The following is a 22,398-nucleotide window of genomic DNA, read 5'->3' on the forward strand; positions in this document are numbered from 1 at the left end:
TTGAGAGATGCGCGCGTCAGGGAAGGATGCGCGTCACGTCGCCCTCGCCCGGTCGATCGATCCGCTCCACCCGGCCGCCGACCATCGCGGCGCTGGCCGTCGCAAAGCCGTCGACATCGTAGATCCGGAACCAGCCGACCACGCGACGTCCGGCCAGCTGTGGCGCGACCTCCAGCCGGTTGACATTGTAGCGGTTGAACTCCGCGACCGCCGCGCCCAGCGTCATGTCGTCCAGGACGATCCGCCCCTCGCGCCACGCCAGTTGCTGATCCGACGCCTGGGGCGGAAGGAGCTTCGCCGCTTGGGGACCGTCCGGACGGAGCATCGCCCATTGCCCCGCCGAGACATGCCGAGCCGGGCGATCGCTGTCGACCGACCAGATCTTCACCACACCCTTCGTCACCACGACCCGCGCCACATCGCCTTCGCGGCGAACGTCGAAGGCCGTTCCGACCGCCTGGACGCGATAGGGACCGCTCGCCACGATGAAGGGGCGCTCGGGATTATGCGCCACCTGGAACCAGGCCTCCCCCTTGTCGACGCGCACGTCGCGCCGCGCCGGGCTGAAGGCGACGCGCAGGGTCGTGCCGCTGTTGACCAAGGCCACCGAACCGTCCGCCAACGGCAGGCGGCGGATCTCGCCGATCCGGGTGTCGATCCGTTCGCCACGCTCGGGCCAAAGACCCATGCCCAAGCCCAGCGTCGCCACCAGCGCGGCCGCCACCGCGCCACCGCCGACCCGCCACCAACGCGCCTGTCCGCGATCGACGCGCGCGGGTTCGGCAACAGCGCCGCTACCGCCCGAAAGCGCCCGACCACGATCGAGCAGGTGCAGCGCGGCGCTCGCCCTGAGCAGCGCACCGCGATGCCGACCATCCTCGTCCAGCCATGCACCCAATTGCGCGCGTTCGCCCGGGTCCAGGCCGCGATCCAGGGCCGCCGCCCACCGGCAGGCAGTTTCGTCGATCATCGCCGCCAGCCCGTCCCACGCTTATGGTCGCGGCGCCCCGTGCCCGAGCCCGGACGACGGATCGGCAATTCCGCCTTTTCCTCATCGGTCAATTGATCGAGAATACGCTTGAGGCCACGCGCGACGTCATTCTCGACGACGGTTTCGGGAAGCTGCATTCGGAACGCGATATCCCGTTGCGGCACGCCGTCGATCTTGCGGAGCCGAAAAATCTCTCGCGCGCGCTCGGGCAAGGCGTCGATCAGCCTTTCGATGCGGGCAAGCATATGGCGCCCGGCCACGATGTCCTCGGGCGATTGGCCAAGGTCGGGGGCGTTGTCCAGTTCGGCCAGCCCGCTGGCCGCGTCGATGCTGACCACCCGCTCGCGCCGGATCTGCTCGAGCACGACATTGCGGGCCGCCCGGAAGAAATAACGGCGCGGATCGTCGATATGCGCGAATGCATCGAGCTTGCTGATCCGGCAATAGGTTTCCTGCACCACGTCATCCACGTCCACCGCCGGAAACGCCGAGCGCAGCCATAGCCGCAGCTGCCGCTCATGCGGCAGGATGTGGCGACCGACCCAAGCGACTAGCTGATCCGAATTCACAGCCTCCCCCTCATCAGCCAAGATGCAGCTGCCAAGCGTTTCCGTCGAGATCATCCGATATTTTGCGACGAACCGTTACCATTCGGCGGATCGCAAGCATTTGATCCATTGCACGAACTCGACGCGAACGGCGTTGCACGGCGTCCGGACATCAGCCATGTTGGCGCTAACAACGGCGCACCCCCAAGGGATGGCGGACAGGGAGATAGAGGATGGCAGGCAATAGGCGTCGCGCGGTCATGGCATGCCTTCTGGTCGGCGTCACCAGCTTGTCCGGTGCCGCCCGGGCCGAAGTCGAACGCGGCACCGGTCGCTTCCCCGCCATCTTCGAGGAGAGTCCCGGTCTACCCGATCACGTCGTCTATCGCCCGAGCGACCTGAAGGCATTGGGAAGCGCAAAGCTTGGCATTTACGTTTTCGGCAATGGCGGCTGCGGTGCGGACGGGACGGCCTCTCGCAATCACCTGCTCGAGGTCGCATCGCATGGCTATCTGGTGATCGCTTCGGGCGCCATCCCGAAGGCCAGCGCAGCCAAATCCGCTGCCGATGGTCAGGGCGGCGGACTGCAGGTGCAGACGGCGACGCATCTGCTGTCCGACGCGATCGACTGGGCGATCCGGGAAAACACGCGGCCCGGAAGCCCGCTTCGCGGCCGTGTCGCCACTCGGCAGATCGCGGCATCGGGTTGGAGTTGCGGCGGACTGCAGGCGCTTGCCGTTGCTCTCGAACCGCGAGTGCGAACGTCCGTCATCATGAACAGCGGCTATTTCCCGGCCGGCGCCAACCCCATTCCGGGCATCGTTTCCGACAAGGCGTTGCTGGCCAAGCTACATGGCTCGACCCTCTACGTCTTGGGCGGGCCTACCGACATCGCGCACGGCAATGGCGCGGACGACTTCAAGCGGATCACCCATATCCCCGCCGCGCTGGTCGACATCCCCGTCGGCCATGGCGGGACCTATATGCGGCCGCATGGCGGCATCGCGGCCGAGGTCGTCACGGCCTGGCTCGACTGGCAATTGAAGGGAGACCGCGAAGCCGCGCGGCACTTTGTCGGCCCGCACTGCGGCTATTGCGGCGACCGGCGGCTGACCCTGGAGCGCAACGCTCTCCTCACGAAACAATAGGCGCAGCGAGACACCGTTCATGACAGCAAGTTCATGTCATCGCGCTTGACTTGCCGGGCGCATCGGGTGCTCCATCGGGCATAACCTCCCGATCCCAGGATATCTATGAAGCGCTTCGCTCTCGTCCTCGCCCTCCTCGCCTCGTCCGCCGCCGTCGCCCAGACGGGACTATTGTCCGGCGTCGACAAGGCGCTGATCGACCAAGCCGTCAAACCGGGCGACAACTTCAACGATTATGCCAACGGGACATGGGCGAAGACGGCACAGATCCCGGCGGATCGTTCGTCGATCGGCGTCGGGCTCGACGTCTCGCTACGGGCCGAAGCGCGGACCGCCGCGATCATCAAGGGCGCCGCTTCGGCGAAAGGCGCTTCGGGCAGCGATCAGCAGAGGATCGCCGACTATTATGCCGCCTATACCGATACGGCCGGGATCGAAGCCCGCGGCCTCGCGCCGATCCAGTCCAGCCTCGCGGCGATCGCCGCGATCAAGGACAAGCGCGACCTGTCCCGTGCGATCGGCGCGGCGATGCGGTCGGACACCGATCCGTTCAACAACAACAATTACGCCAGCACCAACGATCTGTTCGGCCTGTTCGTCAGCCAGGACCTGAACCAGCCGACCCGCAACATCCCCTATCTGATGCAGGGCGGACTTGGTCTGCCGGACCGCGACTATTACCTGTCGGACAAGCCCGAAATGGCGGAGATCCGAACCGCCTATCAAGCCTATCTGGCAAGGCTGATGCAGCTTGCCGGGCTGTCCGATCCGCAGGAACGCGCGGCGCGGGTCTATGCGCTGGAGATGAAGATCGCCACCGCGCAGACGGACATCATCGCCAGCCAGGACGCGCACAAGGGCGACAACCCATGGACTCGCGACGAGTTCGCCAAGCGTGCACCGGGCATCGACTGGCCAAGCTTCTGGAACGCGGCCGGCATTCCGGCGGGTCAGCGCGATTTCATCGCCTGGCAACCCGACGCCATCACAAAATTGTCCGCGCTCGTCGCCAGCGAGCCGCTGCAAAGCTGGCAGGACTGGCTGGCCTTCCACACCGTCAACCAGGTGACCGGATCGCTCCCCAAGGCGATCGACGACGCCGCTTTCGGCTTTTACGGGCAGACGCTGAACGGCACCCCCGCGCAGCAGCCGCGCGAGAAGCGCGGCATCGCTGCGGTCAATGGCGCGCTGGGGGAAGCCGTCGGCAAGATCTACGCCCAGCGTTACTTCCCGGCATCGTCCAAGACCGAGATCCAGCATATGGTGACGAACATCGTCGCCGCGTTTGACCGGCGCATCGCCGCGCTCGACTGGATGGCGCCCGCGACCAAGGCGGAGGCGCGGCGCAAGCTCGCGGTGCTGAAGGTCGGGGTCGGCTATCCCGACCATTGGTGGAATTACCCGCGCTTCGATGTGCGCGCCGACGACCCGGTCGGCAACGCGCAGCGCGCGAAGCTCGCGCTCTATCGGTATCACGTCTCGAAGCTGGGCAAGCCGGTCGATCGCAGCGAATGGTGGATGACGCCGCAGACGGTGAATGCGGTGAACCTGCCGCTCCAGAACGCGCTCAACTTCCCGGCGGCGATCCTCGAAAGCCCCTATTTCGACCCCAGGTTCGACGCCGCCGCCAATTACGGTGCGATCGGATCTGTGATCGGACACGAGATCAGCCACAGCTTCGACAATCTGGGCAGCGACTTCGACTCGACCGGGCGGCTGCACAATTGGTGGACACCCGCCGATCTCAAGCGCTTCGAGGGCGCGGGCCAGGCCCTCGTCGCGCAATACAGCGCCTATGAAGCGCTGCCCGGCCTCCACCTGAACGGCGAACAGGAACTGGGCGAGAATATCGCGGATGTCGCCGGTCTGACAGCATCCTACGAAGCCTATCGCGCATCGCTGGGTGGCAAGCCCGCGCCGGTGATCGACGGGCTCTCGGGTGACCAGCGCTTCTTCCTCGCCTTCGCGCAGAGCTGGCGGACGAAGATGCGGGACAAGGCGTTGCGCGCGCGGATCGCCACCGACGTGCATGCGCCCGCACCGTGGCGCGTGCTGACCGTCCGCAACCTCGACGCCTGGTATGGCCCGTTCAAGGTGGAGCCCGGCCAGAAGCTGTACCTGACCCCGGAGCAGCGCGTCCACGTCTGGTAAGAGCGGGATGGCCGCGATAGGGGGCGACACCCGTCTCCGAGCGTGGCCATCGCGATGTAACAGCCCTAATCTCGCGTCATGAACAGGGCTTTGCGACAGACGCGAAAAACGCTGATCCTCACACTGGTCCTCGCGACGACGGCCGCTGCCCCCGACGCCGAGTGGCAGCGCTGGCAGGCGCAGGCGGCCCGTGTGACGATCGTGCGCGATGACTGGGGCATTCCGCATGTGAGGGGAAAGACCGACGCCGATGCCGTCTTCGGCATGACCTATGCCCAGGCCGAGGATGATTTCGCGAGGATCGAGGCCAATTATCTCACCGCGCTCGGTCGGAGCGCAGAAGCGGAGGGTGAGGACGCGATCTGGGCCGATCTTCGCCAAAGGCTGTTCGTCGATCCCGTCGAGCTTCAGGCACAATATGCCGCCAGTCCGGAGTGGCTGCGACAATTGATGGATGCCTGGGCGAATGGCCTGAATTACTATCTGGCGACGCATCCGCGCACCCAGCCAAAAGTGCTGACCAGGTTCGAGCCGTGGATGGCGCTCAGTTTTACCGAGGGCAGCATCGGCGGGGATATCGAGCGGATTTCACTGTCGGACCTCAAGACTTTCTATGGGCAGCCGACCCCGCCCAGTCCGGAAGAGCGCGGCATCGTGCCGCGCGAGCCGTCCGGATCGAACGGCATCGCGATCGCGCCCAAGCTGACCAGCGCGGGGCACGCGCTGCTGCTCATCAATCCGCACACGAGCTTCTATTTCCGATCCGAGGCACAGATGACCAGCGACGCCGGTCTGAACGCCTATGGCGCAAGCACCTGGGGCCAGTTCTTCGTCTATCAGGGTTTCAACGCCCATGCCGGGTGGATGCATACCTCGTCGACCGTCGACAATGTCGACCAGTTCGCCGAGCGGGTCGCGCATCATGCGGACGGTTGGACCTATCGCTATGGACGCGAAGATCACCCGGTCGTCAGCCGCCCGGTCACGATCCGCGTCCGCCGCCCCGATGGCAGCCTCGGCGAGCGGCGCTTCGTCACCTGGCGGACCCATCACGGCCCGATCGTCGCGATAAGGGACGGCCGCTGGATGGCGACCGCGTTGATGTGGCGACCGGTGCCCGCTCTGGAGCAGAGCTGGCTGCGCACCAAGGCTACCAATCTCGCTGACTATCTGACGGTTGCCGAGCGCAAGGCGAATTCCTCCAACGACACGCTGTTCGCGGATGATCGTGGCGAGATCGCGTTTCTCATGCCGCAGTTCATGCCGGTCAGGAACGACCGGTTCGACTATACCCGCCCGGTCGACGGCAGCGATCCTGCGACCGACTGGCAGGGCCTCCATTCGCTCGCCAGCCTGCCCAGCGTCGCCAATCCACGCGTCGGCTGGGTCCACAACACCAACGACTGGCCCTGGAGCGCGGCTGGTCCCGACAGCCCGAAGGCGCCGGACTATCCCCGCTACATGGACCAGACGGGCCCCAATGCACGCGGTGAACATGCCGACCTCCTGCTGACCGGCAAGCGCGACTGGACGGCCGAGCGGCTTCGCACCGCCGCCTACGATCCCTATCTGCCCGCTTTCGCGCATCTCCTGCCGGGCCTCGTGGAGGCGTGGCGGGCCCTCCCCTCGACCGATCCGCGTCGGCGCGCGCTCGCCGAGCCGGTCGCGATGCTGGCGCGCTGGAACCATCGCTGGGCGGCAAATTCCATAGCGACGAGCCTCGCGGTGTTCTGGGGCGACGAACTATGGCGCGAGGTCGGGGGCTTCGCACAGGCGGAGCGGATGAACGTACCCGACTATATCGCGACGCGCGTCGATGCCGCCACCAGGATCGCCGCGCTCGCGGCGGCGGTCGCCCGGCTGCAACGCGATTTCGGACGTTGGCGGACGCCCTGGGGGCAGATCAACCGCTTCCAGCGGCTGGACGATTCGATCCGACCGCATTTTGACGACGCAAAGGCGTCGACACCCATCCCCTTCACATCGGCACAATGGGGCAGCCTTGCGTCGTTCGGCGCCAGACGCTGGCCGGGCACACAACGCTATTACGGCACCAGCGGGAACAGCTTCGTCGCGATCGTCGAATTTGGCCCCCGCGTGAAAGCCACCGCCGTGATGGCGGGGGGCCAGAGCGGCGATCCCGCCTCGCCGCATTTCGCCGATCAGATCGATCGCTACGCCACCGGTCGCCTGAGACCGGTCTATTTCTGGCCCGACGAACTCGCCGGACATGTCGAACGCACCTATCGTCCAGGCGGATGACGCCGCGTCGGACGGCGGTTCGCCTTAACGGTGATGGCGGGAGAAAAACGCCCACAACGCGTCATTGTCGACCACCGACCAGCTATGGCCGCCGCGGCGCCTCACCCGCGCCGCGACCGTCGCGCCCTCGGTGCACCCCTCATAGCCCTGCTCATATGTTATCCCGTCGATGGCATGGCTGTAAGCGGTCGTGCAGCGATTGAGCGTCGCCCATCGCCGTAACGCGGCCGCCTGCGAATAGCGCCAATAGGGCGCGCCGCCGCCAGCGATCGGATTGGTGGTGTCCGCATCGCCCGAAAAGGCCAACAGCGGAATTGCCTTCGCAGGGCGGCAACTTGCCGGATCGACTTCGGCGGGGTCCTCTTCGGACGGACGCCCGGCGCGCAGTCCGACGACCGGAGCGATGGCAGCGAAGCTACCGGACAGCCGACAGCCGAGCAGCGAGGTCATCCGCCCACCGCCGGACAGCCCGGTCGCATAGACCCGTGCGCCGTCGACGCAACCGGTTGCGACCAGCCGGTCGACAAGCCCATGCAGATAGGCGACGTCGTCGCGCGCGCCCTTGGGCGGCAGGCTGCCGGTGACGGTCGGAACGCCGGGAATGTTCCAGACGAAGCCCTGCCCCGCCGCGATCCCGCCATTGGGCGCGACCACCAAGAAACCGTGCCGATCCGCCGTCCGCGCCAGACCGCTCTCGCGCAGCATGTGTTCGCCATCGCTCGTGCTTCCGTGCAGAAGGACGACCAACGGCATCATGTCGGACGCAGCACGAGCGGGCCTATGAAGCAGCGACCGTTCGGCCAACCGGTCGAGGGCGTCGAGTCGACATTCCGCCAGCAGCGGCGTCGATACCAGGCAGGCGAACAGCAGCAGCGCCACGCGGATCAGCGATTTCATTGCGACACTCCATCCCGGCGGTGGCCCCGACCCCGGCCCATGTCCTTTGGCGCTACCGCCACGTCTTTACCCCCAGGATCGCCAGCCCCCCGGATACCGTGATGAGCGCCAGGGCGAGCAGTACCACGCTGAAATCCTCCGGGGTGGCGAAGGCCCAGGCGAGCGCTGCGCCGATCAGGGTCGGCAACGTGTTCGCCAGATTGTAGACGCCAAGGTCGCGCCCGCGATGTGCCGGGTCGGGAAGCAGTTGGAAGCTCAATCCCGAGTGCAGCGCGACGAACACCGACGATCCCGTCGTATAGAGCATGAACGCCGCCGCCCCGGCTTCCCGGCTCTGGGCAAGGGCCATCGCGGCCAGTCCCCCCGCCGCGACCAGTGCGGCCAGCAACAGAACATATTTGCGCCGCTCGATCCGGTCGGCCAGTCGCCCCAGCACCAGCGCGATGGGTAGCGGCAGGACGAAGGCGACGGTGAAGACCTGCCCGATCCACCGCGGCAAATCCGCCTGCTCGCCGGACGGAACGATCGTCTCAAAATAATAGAGGAGATAGCATTGGGTCACGACGGCGGCGACCTGGATCATCAGTCGCGACATTCCCGCGACGATGAAATCGCGGCGTGGCGGCGGCGCGGTCCGGGCGATGGCGGCGTCCGCCGAAACCGCGACGCGGCTCCGCGCCACCAGCGGCAGGACACAGGCCATGATCGTCAGGAACACGATCAGCAGGCGACCATCGGCGCCAAGCGTCGCCTCCCCCACCAACCATGCCGACAACCCGGAGGCCGCAGGATTGCCAAGCGCGATCAACCCGCCCGCCATGCCCCGTTTCGAATCGGGAATCTCCTCCGCCATGATCGCCATCAATGGCGCGAGCAGCGCGTTGACGGCGAACTGGAAGCACAGGATCGCCACGACGATCGCTGCCGGAGAGGTGGCGACCGCGAACAGGGCATAGCTGACACACACGCCGCCCAGCGCCATCGCCATCCACCCCCGCCTGCCCCGTCCGGAACGGCGCGAGCGGTCGCTGAGCCAGCCGAACAGGATATTGGCGCCGCTGGCCGTGATCGCGCCAGCAACCGCGATCAGCGAGAGCAACGCGATACGGCCGCCGGGACTGATCGCCTCGACCTTGAGCGGCAGGAGCAATGTCAGGAGCGGGAGATAGGCCACCACGCCGCCGATATTGGCGAGGGCATAGGGCCAGAGCGCAACCGGGGACTTTACGGGGGTAGGAACGGAGCCGGGTGGGGACATGCCCCACCCTGCCCGCTAATCTCCCACCCGGCAACGGACTTAGGGCTTCATCGTCTGCGCCTGGACCGCCACGGTGCGGACCATCGCGCGGTCGTTGGCGTCATGGGCGACCGCGACACGATACGTCCCCCCGGCGATCCGCCAGCCCGGCAAGCCGGTGTCATAATCGGCAAGGATCCGGGGCTCGGCCGTCAGGGTTACCCGACGCGTCTCCCCCGGCTTGAGGGCGATGCGCTGGAACGCGGCGAGCCGCATCGGCGCCACGTCGCCGTCGCGCGCGACGTAGAGTTGTGGCACGTCGGCCCCCTCGCGCTGGCCGCTGTTCGTCACGTCGACGGTCACGCGGATCGTCCGCCCGCCGGTGACGACGGGGTTGCCATAGGTGAACTTCGTGTAGCTGAGCCCGTAGCCGAACGGAAACAGGGGTTTCAGTCCCTTCTTCTCGTACCAGCGATAGCCGACATCGGCGCCCTCGACATAATCCACCGGGAAGCTCGGCAGCGTCATGGTCGAGGCTGCCGCCGGATTTGAGGCAGCCTCCGCCTCGAGGCCCTTCATCTGGTCCAACCCCACCGGTCGTGGGCGGGGCGGCTGCGAGGCGTCGGCGGGAAAGGTGATCGGCAGGCGCCCCGATGGGTTGACCTGTCCGGTCAGGATCGCCGCCAGCGCCTCGCCCCCGCGCTGTCCGGGATACCAGGCCTGCACCACGGCGGGAACCTTGGCGATCCACGGCATCAGGACCGGTCCACCCGTCTCCATCACCGCGATGGTGTGCGGCTGGACCCCGGCGATCGCAGCGATGAGCGCATCCTGCTGGTTGGGCAGGCGCAGGTCGGGCACGTCGTCCGCTTCCGTCGTCCACTGGGTCGCGAAGAAGATGGCGATATCCGCCGCCTTTGCCGCAGCCAGCGTGGCGTTCAGGTTGCGGCCGTCCATCCACTGCACCTCGACGCCGGGCAGAGCCTTGCGCAACGCGAGGAGCGGCGAGGAGGCATGATAGGTGATCCGAGCGAACGAGGCCGACCCGCCATAGGCCAGCGGGATCTCGACCGGCGCGCCGCCTACCGAGCGTACCTGCGACGATCCGCCACCCGACAACACGCCGACATCCGCATTGCCGCCGATGACGACGATCCGTTTTGCAGTCGCGGCAAGCGGCAACAGATCGCCCTCGTTCTTCAACAGCACGATGCCCGCTTCCGCCGTGCGCTGCGCGACCTCGGCATGGGCGGCATAGTCCGGCGTCACCGCCTGCGCTGGCGTCGGCGTGTCGAAGGCCCCCGTCTCGATCAGCCCGGTCAGGTAGCGCGCGACCATGTCGTTCAGCCGCGCCTCCGGAACCTCGCCCTTCGCGACGGCCTCTCCGAGTGCTGCGCCGAAATAGACCGCCTTGTCGAGTTCCTCGCCCGACTCCTGGTCCAGCCCCGCATTCGCGGCCTTCACCGTCGAATGTACCGCGCCCCAGTCACTCATCACCCAGCCCGGATAGGACCAATCGCGCTTGAGCACGTCGTTCAACAGGTGGGGGTTCTCGCAAGACCAATCGCCATTCACCTTGTTATAGGCGCACATGACCGAACCCGGCCGCCCCTTCTCGATCGCGATCTGGAAGGCGAGCAGGTCGCTCATCCGAAGCGCCGCCTCGTCGATCCGCGCATCGACGACCAGGCGACCGGTTTCCTGTGCGTTCAGCGCGAAGTGCTTGATCGTCGAGACGATCCGGTTGGACTGGACACCGGCGATGTGCGCACCTCCCAGCGTGCCCGCCAGCAAGGGGTCCTCGCCCAGATATTCGAAGTTGCGCCCGTTCCACGGATCGCGCGTCAGGTTGACGCCGCCCGCCAGCAGGACGTTGAAGCGCTTGTCCCGCGCCTCCGCGCCGATCATCGCGCCGCCCGCCCGAGCGATGGCGGGATCGAAACTCGCCGCCGTCGCCAGGCCTGACGGCAAGGCGGTGGCGACGTCGCCGATGCGCTGCTCGACCTGGTTGGCGACGCCGAGCGAGGCGTCGCTTTCGCGCGTCAGGGGCACCCCGAGTCGCGGAATTCCGTCGATATGGCCAGCCGAGGGAATGAGCTGGTTGGACGACTTGCCCGCCGCCAGCGGCGGAAACAGCCCATGGACCAACGCGATCTTTTCGGCGCGTGTCATTTTGCCAACGATCCTATCGGCACGCGCGCGCGCCGCCTTGGCCGACACAGGCGTCTTGGCCTGTGCTTTGGTCTGAGCGATGGACGGTGCCCCGGCCCCGGCCGTCACCAGCGCGATCAGCGCCAATCCGCTCGCAAAACGCAATCCGGTCATATGCATCCTCCCTGTTCGGCGGCGCTTCTAGCCTTATCCCGCTGTCAGACAAGCATATCCGGAGAACGTTCACAATCGTGCGTTTTCAATGGCCGAACGCTCTTGACACCAAAAGGCCTTTGAACGAGTGAACGTTCTCAAGAGCGCGGCCAAACCGCGTCAGGTTCATGAGGGGAGGTTTCCATGCGTAGCGTTCGTGCTCGCCTGCTATCCAATTTCGCTATCGGTGTTTCGACCGTCGCCCTGGCCATTCCCGCTGTCGCCATGGCGCAGGATGCCAATGCGACGATGGGCAATCCCGGTCCGTCGCAAACCGATCCGCAGCCCACGGCCACCGGCCCCGCCGATCCGGCCCAGGGCGACGGCGACATCGTCGTCACCGGTATCCGCGCCAGCTTGCGCCAGTCGATCGATATCAAGCGCAATGCGCAGGGCGTGGTCGATGCGATCAGCGCCGAGGAAATGGGCAAGTTCCCCGACACGAACCTCGCCGAATCGCTCCAGCGCATCACCGGCGTCTCGATCGACCGGTCGAACGGCGAAGGCCAGTTCGTCACCGTTCGCGGCTTCGGTCCCGAATATAACCTGGTGACGCTGAACGGCCGCCAGATGCCGACCTCGACCATCGGTGACGGCAACAGCGCGCCGGGTTCGCGTTCGTTCGACTTCGCCAACCTGGCATCCGAAGGCGTCGCGGCGCTGGAGGTCTACAAGTCCGGGCGCGCGACCGTTCCTTCGGGCGGTATCGGCTCGACGATCAATATCCGTACCCCGCGCCCGTTCGACAAGCCCGGCCTGCGCGGGTCGATCTCGGCGCGCGGCGTCGTCGACACCTCTCAGAATGGCGGTAAGGACATTACGCCCGAGGTTTCGGGCATCGTCTCCGACACCTTTGCCGACGACCGGATCGGCATTCTCGTCACCGGTGCCTATCAGCGCCGCAATTTCAGCCAGAACCAGGCGAATGTCGGCTGGCGTGACGGCTATCTGGGCTCGGAGAACAACTGGGGCTCGCTCGCGCAGCAGGGTGATCCGCGTTACGCCAACATCACCAATCGACCCGGGCCGACCGACGTCTATCAGGTGCCGCAGAACGCCAGCTACAATATCGTCAACGGCCGCCGCGAGCGCATCAACGGCCAGGCGGTTCTGCAATTCCGTCCTACCGACGACCTGACTGCGACCGTCGACTACACCTATTCGCAGAACACCTTCGACATTCGCGACAACAATGTCGGCATCTGGTACAATCACAACGACACGTCGAGCGCATGGACCGATGGTCCGGTCGCCGGCCCGGTCTTCTATACCGAGCGCTTCACCGCCGCCGAGGCCAAGGACCTCGCCTATTCGGCGACGCAGACCTCGGTTCGCAGCATCAACAAGTCGCTGGGCGGCAACCTGACCTGGAAGGCGCCGGGCGGCGTCACCCTCTCGATCGATGCGCATCACTCGACGGCCGAGTCGAAGCCCGACAATCCCTATGGCAACAGCAACTCGGTCGGCACGGCGATCTTCGGGGTTCAGAACCAGACGATCAACTTCGACAAGGGCCTGCCGATCATCTCGTTCGCGATGCAGCCGGGAATCGACCCGCTGAACGCCGCGAATATCGTTCCGACGGGCAGCGCCTTCCGCAATTCCTATTTCCGCGACGAGATCAAACAGGTCCAGTTCCGTGGCCATTACGACCATGAGCAGGGCTTCTTGGACAGCCTGGACTGGGGCTTCGACTATACCGACAACAAGGTGCGTTCGGCCTATAGCGTGCTCCAGAACGACACCTGGGGCGGCACCGGCGGCGACAGTGCGGCGCAACGCGCGGCGGCAGCGGCGCTGATCCCGGACGACCTGTTCAAGCTCATCAGCATTCCGGACAAGTTCTCCGGCATCAACGGCGCGAACGATCCGTCGATGGTCAAGTCCTTCTATGGCTTCGACCTGCCGACGATGGTGTCGCTGCTGGACAAGGCGTACAATATCTGCGGCGGCAACGGGCAGTGTCTGATCCCCTACAACACCGACTCGCGCATTCGTGAAAAGACGGTGTCGCCCTACTTCCAGTTCAACGGCAAGATGGACCTGTTTTCGCGTCCCGCGCACCTGATCGCCGGGTTGCGGTTCGAGAATACCGACGTGTCGGCCTCGGCGCTGGTGCCAACCCCGGTCGGCGCGCGACAGAATTCGCAGAACGAATTCAACGTCCTGTTCTCTGGCAGCGGGTTCACCACGTTCAAGGGCAGCTACCAGAACTGGCTTCCTTCGGTCGACTTCGACTTCCAGCCGATCGAGAACGTCAAGCTGCGCGCGTCGTACAGCCACACCATCACGCGCGCCGATTATGGCAGCCTCCAGGGCGGTCGCCGCATCGACCAGTTGTTCCGCATTGGCGGTGGCACCGGCGCGGTCGGCAATCCCAACCTCATCCCGTACAAGTCGAAGAACATCGATCTGTCGGCGGAATGGTACTATAAGTCGGACAGCTACCTTTCGGTCGGCTTCTTCCACAAGGTCGTGTCCAACTATATCAGCCAGACCCAGGTGAACGTGACGCTTCCCGGGATCACCACCCCGGTTTCGACCTTTGGCGGGCCGGCGCAATATGGTCCGCGCTATCAGGCGGCGATCAATGCGCTGGGTGCGAACGCCACCTTCGCCGATATCCGCAACTACATCGCCACGAACTTCCCCGGCGGCGTGGTCAACGGCACGATCATCGCACAGCCCAACGATCCGCTGGCAAACTTCGTCGTCACGACGCCGTTCAACAGCGACCAGACGGCGACGGTCAACGGCTTCGAATTCGCGATCCAGCACAATTTCTGGGATACGGGCTTCGGCACGATCCTCAACTACACGATCGTGAAGGGCAACCGCGACTATAACAATGCCCTGCCCGCCAGCATTTCGCAGTTCGCGATCACGGGCCTGTCCGACAGCGCGAATGCGGTGCTGTTCTATGACAAATACGGCATCCAGGCGCGTGCCGCGTATAACTGGCGCAAGGGTTATCTGGCCGCGTCGGGTATCAACCCGACCTATATCAACACCTATGGCCAGCTTGACGCCAGCGCGAGCTATGCTTTGACCAAGAGCGTCGCGATCTTTGCCGAGGGAATCAACATCCTGGGCGAGAACCGTAGCGGTCATCTCCGGTCGGATCGAAACATCACCTTCGTGACGAAGCAGGACGCGCGCTATTCCGCGGGCGTGCGCTTCACCTTCTGATGACCGTAATCGGGCCAGCTTTTCCGGACGGGAAAGCTGGCCTTTTCGGGCGGACGGCGGCAATCTGGCCGAGATGGCCAGGCGTGTGACGATCAGAGGAGAGGATGGGACCGGACAGGGTCGCTATCCGTTTCGTCCCCGCTGCCCGCCCCAACCGTCCCGCGACCGGAAAGACAGACCTGATGACCCGCCATGCGATCCTGACCGCGGAGGCGCATCGCGACCTGCGCATCCTCGACCGGAGCGATGCCATGCTCGGCGATGCGCAGATGTGCTGCGTCACCGTGCCGACCGAGTTTCGAGCGGTACAGGCCGAATACCCGATCCTGTTCCGCATGAACCCCGAACGCGACGGCTTTCACGCCTTCGCGATGTTCGGTTTTGAAAATGGCGAGAATCTCTATCTGTCCGATCGCGGATGGGACGCGCGCTATCGGCCCCTCGCCATGACGATCCAGCCCTTCCTGATCGGCGGCAATCCCAATGACGACCGCGTAAAGCAGGTGCATGTCGATCTCGACTCGCCGCGCATCGCGACGGGCGATGACGGCATCCGGGTGTTCGACGATCACGGCCGTGCGACCCCCTATCTCGACCGCATCGCGGAGCAGCTCGGCGATCTGGACCAGGGCTATCGCGACGCGGCGGGATTCTTCGCGGCGATCCGCCGTTACGACCTGCTCGAACCCTTCTCGCTCGAGGTCACCCTCGACGACGGGTCGACCAACCGGCTCGTCGGCTTCCATATCATCGACGAGGACCGCCTCGCCGCGCTCGACGGCGCGGCGGTCGCCGAACTCCACGCGGCCGGACATCTGGAAGCCATCTACATGGCCATCGCATCGCTCAGCCAATGGGGTGCGCTGATCGCGCGGCGCAACCGGCGGATGCACCGTGACTGAAGCACACGCCGCGACGCCGACCACCCTGCCCCCCGTGCCGGAGATCGCGGTCGCCGACACGGAAGCGCTGGATGCGGCGCTGCGCACGAGCGATCGGCCGTTCGTCGTCCGGGGCCTCGCGAGCGACTGGCCACTGGTCCAGGCGGGCCTGGCCTCGGCCGAGACCGCGCGGCGCTATCTGCTCGACTGTCATCGCGATCGCCTCTTCACCGTATCGGTCGGTGTCCCCGGCAGTGGCGGCCGCCTGTTCTACGACGACGCCATGGCGATGAATTTCCGCATGATGGAAGCGCGCCTGCCCGAAATCTTCGCCCGCGTCGCCGAGTTCGCGGGCCAGCCGGATGCGCCGTCCATCTATCTCGCCTCGATCGACATGCACCAGTATTTCGACGGCCTGCATGAAGCGAACCATATCGACCTGGGCGACCGCGACCTGTTGTCGAGCATCTGGATCGGCACGCGGACCCGGATCGCGGCGCATAACGACGTGCCCAACAATCTGGCCGTCTGTGCGGTCGGGCGGCGGCGGTTCACGCTCTTCCCGCGAGAGCAGTTCGCGAACCTGTATTTGGGCCCGGTGGACAACACGCCCGCCGGTCGCGCGGTCAGCATGGTCGACTTTCACCAGCCGGACCTCGATCGCCACCCCCGCTTCGCCGAAGCGATGGCCGTTGCCCAGATCGCCGAGCTCGGGCCCGGCGATGCGGTCTATATCCCCGCCTTGTGGTGGCATCACGTCGAGGGGATCGAGGACTTCAACGTCCTGGTCAATTACTGGTGGCGCGACGCGCCGCGCTGGATGGGCCAACCTCAGGAGGCCCTGAACCACGCGATGATGACGATCCGCGACCTCCCCGCCGACCAGAAGGCGCATTGGCGCGCGATGTTCGACCATTATGTCTTCGCCAACGACGACAGCGTCACGGCGCATATTCCGGAGGGCGGGCGCGGGATCCTGGACCCTATGACGCCCGAATTGGCCAGCCGGATCCGTTCCTTCCTGCTCCGGACGCTCAGCCGATGACCGCACCCCGCCGCATCGTCATAGCCGGTGGCGGCACCGCAGGCTGGATGGCCGCCGCCGCCTTTGCCCGCACGCTGGGCCGCGCGGTAACCGTCACGCTCGTCGAATCCGATGCGATCGGCACGATCGGGGTCGGCGAGTCGACCATTCCGCCGATCATCACCTTCAACCGGCTGCTCGGCATCAACGAGGCCGAGTTCATGGCCGCGACCCAGGCGACCTTCAAGCTGGGTATCCAATTCGACGGCTGGAAAGGCCCGAACGACAGCTATTTCCATTCCTTCGGGCTGACGGGCAAGGATCACTGGGCGGCAGGCTTCCAGCATTTCTGGCTCAACGGTCGGGCGCGCGGGCATGACGCGCCTTATGACGATTACTGCCTGGAGCTGATGGCCGCGCGCGAAGGGCGGTTCGCCCATCTGCCCGACGAGCGGATGAACTATGCCTATCAGCTCGATTCGACGCTTTACGGCCGCTTCCTGCGGCGCATGGCCGAAGGTGACGGCGCGACGCGGATAGAGGGCCGTATCGCCGACATCGTCCTGCATCCTGAAACCGGAAACATCGTCGCCCTCGTGCTGGACGACGGGCGGCGGGTGGAGGGCGACCTGTTCCTCGACTGCACCGGATTCCGCGCGCTGTTGATGGAGCGGGCACTGCATGTCGGCTTCGACGACTGGAGCCATTATCTGCCGTGCGACGCCGCCGTCGCGGTACAGACCGAAAGTGTCCGCCCCCCCGTCCCCTTCACGCGCGCCATCGCGCATGAGGCGGGCTGGCAATGGCGCATCCCGTTGCAGCACCGCGCGGGCAACGGTATCGTCTATTGCAGCCGCTACATGGATCACGAGACGGCGCGCGAAACGCTGCTCGGCAGCGTCGAAGGCAGGGTCCTGACCGATCCCAACATGCTGCGCTTCACGACGGGCGCCAGGCGGAAGCAATGGCATCGGAACTGCATCGCGATCGGTCTCTCGGGCGGGTTCATGGAACCGCTCGAGTCGACCAGCATCCACCTCATCCAGCGGGCGATCCTGCGGCTGATCCGCCTGCTGCCGGGTGGTCCGATCAGCGTCCACGACATCGCCGAGTTCAACGATCAGCAGATGCTGGACATGCTGCAGATCCGCGACTTCCTGATTTTGCATTACAAGGTCCATGAACGCCGGGACAGTGCGTTCTGGCGGCACTGCGGCGATATGGAGATCCCCGACAGCCTGGCCCACAAGATCGCGCTTTTCCGGGAGACGGGTCGGGTATTCCGCCGCAATGACGAGCTTTTCGCCGAGAATAGCTGGGTACAGGTGATGATGGGCCAGGGGATCGTGCCCGAAAGCCATCATCCGATCACGGCACGGCTGTCCGACGACGAACTGGGCAAGCTGCTCGCCACGCTGCGGCAGAATGTCGCGACGACCGTCCGGGGGCTGCCGCCGCACGCGGATTACATCGCCCGCCACTGCGGCACGGTGGCCTGACCCGCCATGGCGCCGCGCCGTCGTCAGTCCGTCACCATCCGGCACGTCGCGGCCGATGCCGGTGTCTCCCTCCAAACCGTCAGCCGGGTCATCAACAAGGAGCCCAATGTCCGCCCCGAGATGATGGAGCGGGTACGGGCGTCAATTGCCAAGCTCGGCTATGTCCCGTCGATCGCGGCGCAGCGGATGGGGGGATCGCGATCCTATCTGATCGTCGCGCTCAACGATCGGGAACGCACCATCGCCGACTGGCGCAACCGCCAGGGCACCGACTGGGTCGACCAGATGATGCTGGGCGGGATGCTCACCTGTGCCGAACATGGCTATCGCCTGATCGTCGAGCTGGTCGATACGCATAGCGACCATATCGAGCGCGAGTTACTGGGCGCGATTGCCGCGCTTCAGCCCGATGGCGTGATCCTGACCCCGCCGCATTCCGAAAATCCGCTGATCACCCGAATGCTGGAAGCCCATGGGATCAGCTTCGCGCGGATCGGATCGCTCAAGCTCGGCGGCGGATTTGCGCTTGCGATCGATGACGAGGGCGCCGCGCGGATGGCCACGGATCACCTGATCGGGCTGGGCCATCGCGGCATCGGGCTGATCGCCGGTCCCGACGAATATGAGTTGAGCGGCTGGCGCGTCGAAGGCTGGCGCAAGGCCATGGCGGCGGCCGGGATCTCGTGCGACGGTCTGTTGGCGCAGGGGGATTTCAGCTTCGCATCGGGCCGGAGCGCCGCGAGCGCCCTGTTCGACGCAGCGCGGGCGCCGACCGCGATCATCGCCAGCAATGACCAGATGGCGCTGGCGACGTTGGAGCTGGCGCGCGAACGGGGCCTGAGGGTGCCCGACGAGCTGTCGCTAATCAGCTTCGACGACACCCCGATCGTCCGCTTCGTGCACCCGGCGCTCACCGCCGTGATCCAGCCGATCGCGGCCGTAACCGCACGTGCCGTCGAGCTTATCGTCGCGGAGCAATCGGGCCAGCCGACGCCCCCCGGCCCGATCATGCTTCCCGCGGAACTGGCGATACGCGCCTCGACCGGCGCGCCGCGCTGAACCCGATCGCCTATCGCCGCCCCAGCTTCACCCCGACATACATGTACCGGCCCAGTGACGAGATCGGATAGTCGTAGGAATCGACGTCCGGCTTCTGGTTCGCAAGGTTGTTGACCCCGCCGTAGAAGGTGAAGTCTTCGGACACCCGGTACTGCAGCTGCACGTCGTGCTGCCACAATTCCCTGTAGCGGAGATATTGGGGCGCGGCGTAGTCGGGATTGGCGTCCGTCGTGAACCGCGAGAAGCGCCGTGTCGCGTCGAACCACCGGAGATTATAGCTGAGCGTCACCCCACCCAGCGACCAGGTCGGCGAGAAGACGAAGTTGAACCTGGGCCGTCCCGGCTGATCGACCAGATCCTCGGGTTGCGCGCCGGGCGTCGCAATCTGCTGCAGCATGTGGAGATAGCCGCCGACGAACCGGATATCGAACGTCCCGGCCTGCGCGGTCCGGACGACGTAGCTGACATTGACGTCGAGCCCGGCGGTACGGAACGCCGCGACATTCTGCGGCTGGACCGAGAAGCCGTTGATATAGCCCGTGCCCTGCCGCCGTCGGATCGCCGCGCAGAAGACGTTGTCGAGCGTCGACTGGTCGACGCACAGATTGGCGATGGTATTGGCATCCGCCGTGTTGATCGCATCGCGCAACCGGATGTCGTACCAGTCGGCCGAAATACTGAGATTGGGAATGAATCGGGGACGCAGGACGGCACCGGCCGTCCAGGTTCGGGCGGTCTCCTCACGCAGGTTGGGATTGCCGGTTCGTGAGCCGTTGATCAGGACCGCCGCATCGGGGTTGTTGTTCGCGGTGAAGCTGGCGGGATTGCCGCCCAGCGAGGTGATCAGCGTCACGCAATTCGCGGCGCGCGTCGACGATCCGCTGTTCCGGTTCTCGATATAGCAGGGGTCGACGAAATAGTTCGTGGTCGGGCCGGTCGGCTGGAACAGTTCGCCGATATTGGGCGCGCGCACCGACTGGCCATAGGACCCCCTGAACGTCACGTCGCGGATCGGCGCCCAGACACCGTTGAACTGCCATGCCTGGGTCCGCCCGACGGTGGAGTAGTCCGACAGGCGCCCGGCCGCGCCGACCGACAGGGTCTGGGCGAAGGGCACGTCCTTGAGCAGCGGCGCATTCACCTCGCCGAACGCCTCCCACACATCGAAGGCGCCGCGACTGGGGGAGATGACGTAGTTGGGATCGAAGCTGTCCCCCTCGTCATATTGATACCATTGCTTGCCGGTCAGGAAGGCATTGGGCCGGAACTGGCTGGTTTCCCGCCGATACTCGCCGCCGACCGCGAACTGGACTGGGCCGCCAGGCAGGCTGAAGAGTGCGCCGAAGTCGCCGGTCAGTTGTGCCGTCGCGACCGACTGGGTCAGCCGCGCCTGGCTGACATTGTCGGTGTTCGTCGCCCAGGCGAGCGCGGCGGGATCATAGACCCCCGCCCCGAATGTATTGATCGGCAGGCATCCGCTATTGGCTCCCGGGGTGAAGCTGGTCGCGGCGACCTGTAGCGCGGAGGGCGTCAGGTTGGATCGACAGGTCGGCCGCCCCGTGGCCGGGTCGGTGACCACATCCAGCGCGGCGGTGAAGCGGTCGTTCCAGCGACTGTTCAACTTGGTGATCCGGATGTCGGTCCGGCCGTACGTATAGGACAGATCATATTGCGCATGGTCGCTGATCCGTCCGGAAACATCGATGACACCGCGCCATGTCTGCCGCCGGTCGCTTTCGCCCAGCCGGGGAAAGTCGGTATTGTTGCGGTTGGAGGTGATGCTGGTCTCGCCAGCCGCCAGCGCGGCGTTCAGCAGGGTCGTGGGGATGAAGGGGTTGTCGAGCGTGAAGACCCCCGGATAATTGCCGGAATAGCCGCCGAAGGTCGTCGCGGTCGACTGAACGAACTTGCCCTCCAGACTCAGCTTCAACGCGTCAGACACGTCGTAATGGGTCAGCAGGTTGACGGCATGCCGCTCCGTCTTGGGCAGCAGGTCGCCGACATAGCCCGCGACGGGCGTCGCGCTGCCGCCACTGACGAAGCCTCCGCCGACCTGGGTTCCGGGATCGTAGAGACTGCCATCGCCATTATAGGCGCGTCCGCCCAGCTCGATATAACCGGTCGGCGTGCCATAGGGATATCGCAGATCGCCCGCCAGGATCTGCTGGTAAGAACCAGCCGCCGGACCGGTGTAAGCGAGATTGGGGACCAGATATTGCCGGTTTTCGCGCCGCAAATAGACGCGGTCGTCGTTCTGGAGCGGGTCGTCGGCATTATATTCGTAGAAGAGCGTGACGTTGCCGCGCCCATTGTCGAAGTTGCGACCGGCGCCGATCGATGCGAAGCGATTGGCGGCATCGCCCCGCTCCGAAACGCCGAACTGCGACCGGGCGAGAACGCCATCGAAGTCCCGCTTCAGGATGAAGTTGACGACCCCCGACACGCCATCCGCGCCGTAGACCGCAGAGGCTCCGCCGGTCAGTACGTCGACCCGCTCGATCAGGTCGGTCGGGATCGCGTTGATGTCGACGGCGGCGGAGTCGATCTGGCTGGCGACGTGGCGACGCCCATTGACCAGCACCAGCGTCCGCGCCGTCCCCAGCCCGCGGAGGTCCAGCAGATTGAGGCCCGCCGCGCCGTATAGCTGGCCACCGGGCCGGTCCGACCCCGCCGACTGGGTGCTGTCGACCGAGTTGGTCAGCGCCGGGACACGCTGAAGGAAATTGGTGATGTTGGTGTTGCCCGACTGCTGGATATTCTCCGCGCCGAACGACACGATCGGGTTGGGCGCCGCATAGTCGGGACGCGCGATACGAGACCCCGTGACGACGATTTCGCTGGCGGATGGCTGCTGGGGCACGGCATCGGCCTGGGCATCGACGGGGGGCGGCGCATCGGTGGACGTTGCGGCTTGCTGTGCCTGGGCCGGGACGGCGAACGACACGCACGCCACCGCAATCGCGACGTTGCTGACCCACATGGCTCGCATGACGGAAATCCCCCCTCTTCAACGCCCGATATGATTTTTCATAAGGCATTGGAATTTCGGGAACGTTTTGCCCGCGGAATCGCTCCACCGACATGGGTTATTTATTTAACTTAGCGTGAGCGAGGCGGGGCGAAGGATTTCATCCCCCCTCGATCGTGA

Annotated in this window: 14 protein-coding genes; 8 read left to right on the forward strand and 6 right to left on the reverse strand. The window is 65.6% G+C overall.

Annotated features, from left to right (window positions below; translation table 11 throughout):
- Positions 1-16 precede the first annotated feature (16 nt).
- Both LRP66_RS01400 and LRP66_RS01405 read right to left on the reverse strand, forming a co-directional pair.
- The gene (locus LRP66_RS01400; RefSeq protein WP_230480708.1) at positions 17-970 is read right to left on the reverse strand and encodes a FecR family protein; all 954 of its coding nucleotides are present in this window, start codon (positions 968-970) and stop codon (positions 17-19) included.
- On the reverse strand, positions 967-1,560 hold the full coding sequence (locus LRP66_RS01405; protein ID WP_230480709.1) for an RNA polymerase sigma factor: 594 nt from the start codon (positions 1,558-1,560) through the stop codon (positions 967-969). The genes LRP66_RS01400 and LRP66_RS01405 overlap by 4 nt, the downstream gene beginning before the upstream one ends.
- A gap of 239 nt (positions 1,561-1,799) precedes the next feature.
- Between LRP66_RS01405 and LRP66_RS01410 the strand changes: the two genes are divergently transcribed.
- The 3 genes from LRP66_RS01410 to LRP66_RS01420 all read left to right on the forward strand — a co-directional run bounded on the left by LRP66_RS01410 (position 1,800) and on the right by LRP66_RS01420 (position 7,100).
- Positions 1,800-2,687: a hypothetical protein gene (locus tag LRP66_RS01410; protein WP_230480710.1), complete on the forward strand. Its 888-nt coding sequence runs from the start codon at positions 1,800-1,802 to the stop codon at positions 2,685-2,687.
- 105 nt (positions 2,688-2,792) lie between these two features.
- The gene (locus LRP66_RS01415) at positions 2,793-4,838 is read left to right on the forward strand and encodes a M13 family metallopeptidase (protein WP_230480711.1); all 2,046 of its coding nucleotides are present in this window, start codon (positions 2,793-2,795) and stop codon (positions 4,836-4,838) included.
- A 78-nt stretch (positions 4,839-4,916) separates the two neighbouring features.
- Positions 4,917-7,100, forward strand: coding sequence for a penicillin acylase family protein (locus tag LRP66_RS01420; protein ID WP_230480712.1), 2,184 nt, complete (start codon positions 4,917-4,919; stop codon positions 7,098-7,100).
- 24 nt (positions 7,101-7,124) lie between these two features.
- Here LRP66_RS01420 and LRP66_RS01425 read toward each other — a convergent pair whose 3' ends face one another.
- From LRP66_RS01425 to LRP66_RS01435, 3 genes are read right to left on the reverse strand one after another with little or no spacing between them, the layout of a single operon-like run.
- Entirely contained in the window at positions 7,125-7,997 is an 873-nt protein-coding gene (locus LRP66_RS01425) for an alpha/beta hydrolase family esterase (protein WP_230480713.1), read from the reverse strand.
- A gap of 52 nt (positions 7,998-8,049) precedes the next feature.
- Entirely contained in the window at positions 8,050-9,255 is a 1,206-nt protein-coding gene (locus LRP66_RS01430) for an MFS transporter (RefSeq protein WP_230480714.1), read from the reverse strand.
- Between the two features lie 39 nt (positions 9,256-9,294).
- Complete coding sequence (locus tag LRP66_RS01435) at positions 9,295-11,559, reverse strand: beta-glucosidase (protein WP_230480715.1); 2,265 nt, start codon at positions 11,557-11,559, stop codon at positions 9,295-9,297.
- A 183-nt stretch (positions 11,560-11,742) separates the two neighbouring features.
- On the opposite strand from LRP66_RS01435, the gene LRP66_RS01440 reads away from it, so the two are divergent.
- From LRP66_RS01440 to LRP66_RS01460, 5 genes are all read left to right on the forward strand, one after another.
- Positions 11,743-14,787 carry a TonB-dependent receptor gene (locus tag LRP66_RS01440; RefSeq protein ID WP_230480716.1) on the forward strand — a complete coding sequence of 1,015 codons (3,045 nt, stop codon included), beginning with the start codon at positions 11,743-11,745 and terminating at the stop codon, positions 14,785-14,787.
- A gap of 182 nt (positions 14,788-14,969) precedes the next feature.
- Positions 14,970-15,689 (forward strand): SapC family protein, encoded by a 720-nt coding sequence (locus LRP66_RS01445; protein WP_230480717.1) that lies wholly within the window; start codon positions 14,970-14,972, stop codon positions 15,687-15,689.
- Positions 15,682-16,713: a cupin-like domain-containing protein gene (locus LRP66_RS01450; protein WP_230480718.1), complete on the forward strand. Its 1,032-nt coding sequence runs from the start codon at positions 15,682-15,684 to the stop codon at positions 16,711-16,713. The genes LRP66_RS01445 and LRP66_RS01450 overlap by 8 nt, the downstream gene beginning before the upstream one ends.
- Entirely contained in the window at positions 16,710-18,191 is a 1,482-nt protein-coding gene (locus LRP66_RS01455) for a tryptophan halogenase family protein (protein ID WP_230480719.1), read from the forward strand. The genes LRP66_RS01450 and LRP66_RS01455 overlap by 4 nt, the downstream gene beginning before the upstream one ends.
- 6 nt (positions 18,192-18,197) lie before the next feature.
- The gene (locus LRP66_RS01460; protein ID WP_230480720.1) at positions 18,198-19,250 is read left to right on the forward strand and encodes a LacI family DNA-binding transcriptional regulator; all 1,053 of its coding nucleotides are present in this window, start codon (positions 18,198-18,200) and stop codon (positions 19,248-19,250) included.
- A gap of 10 nt (positions 19,251-19,260) precedes the next feature.
- Here LRP66_RS01460 and LRP66_RS01465 read toward each other — a convergent pair whose 3' ends face one another.
- Positions 19,261-22,239 (reverse strand): TonB-dependent receptor plug domain-containing protein, encoded by a 2,979-nt coding sequence (locus tag LRP66_RS01465; RefSeq protein WP_230480721.1) that lies wholly within the window; start codon positions 22,237-22,239, stop codon positions 19,261-19,263.
- Positions 22,240-22,398 lie beyond the last annotated feature (159 nt).

The organism is Sphingomonas sp. Leaf21, assembly GCF_916858675.1.
In the GTDB taxonomy this organism is placed as follows: domain Bacteria; phylum Pseudomonadota; class Alphaproteobacteria; order Sphingomonadales; family Sphingomonadaceae; genus Sphingomonas.

What these genes read in the sequence shown, in the direction of transcription:
- LRP66_RS01400 (WP_230480708.1), bottom strand. Translation starts at nt 970, where the DNA reads ATGATCGACGAAACTGCCTGCCGGTGGGCGGCGGCCCTGGATCGCGGC.
- LRP66_RS01410 (WP_230480710.1), top strand. Translation starts at nt 1,800, where the DNA reads ATGGCATGCCTTCTGGTCGGCGTCACCAGCTTGTCCGGTGCCGCCCGG.
- LRP66_RS01415 (WP_230480711.1), top strand. Translation starts at nt 2,793, where the DNA reads ATGAAGCGCTTCGCTCTCGTCCTCGCCCTCCTCGCCTCGTCCGCCGCC.
- LRP66_RS01420 (WP_230480712.1), top strand. Translation starts at nt 4,917, where the DNA reads ATGAACAGGGCTTTGCGACAGACGCGAAAAACGCTGATCCTCACACTG.
- LRP66_RS01425 (WP_230480713.1), bottom strand. Translation starts at nt 7,997, where the DNA reads ATGAAATCGCTGATCCGCGTGGCGCTGCTGCTGTTCGCCTGCCTGGTA.
- LRP66_RS01430 (WP_230480714.1), bottom strand. Translation starts at nt 9,255, where the DNA reads ATGTCCCCACCCGGCTCCGTTCCTACCCCCGTAAAGTCCCCGGTTGCG.
- LRP66_RS01435 (WP_230480715.1), bottom strand. Translation starts at nt 11,559, where the DNA reads ATGACCGGATTGCGTTTTGCGAGCGGATTGGCGCTGATCGCGCTGGTG.
- LRP66_RS01440 (WP_230480716.1), top strand. Translation starts at nt 11,743, where the DNA reads ATGCGTAGCGTTCGTGCTCGCCTGCTATCCAATTTCGCTATCGGTGTT.
- LRP66_RS01445 (WP_230480717.1), top strand. Translation starts at nt 14,970, where the DNA reads ATGACCCGCCATGCGATCCTGACCGCGGAGGCGCATCGCGACCTGCGC.
- LRP66_RS01455 (WP_230480719.1), top strand. Translation starts at nt 16,710, where the DNA reads ATGACCGCACCCCGCCGCATCGTCATAGCCGGTGGCGGCACCGCAGGC.
- LRP66_RS01460 (WP_230480720.1), top strand. Translation starts at nt 18,198, where the DNA reads ATGGCGCCGCGCCGTCGTCAGTCCGTCACCATCCGGCACGTCGCGGCC.
- LRP66_RS01465 (WP_230480721.1), bottom strand. Translation starts at nt 22,239, where the DNA reads ATGCGAGCCATGTGGGTCAGCAACGTCGCGATTGCGGTGGCGTGCGTG.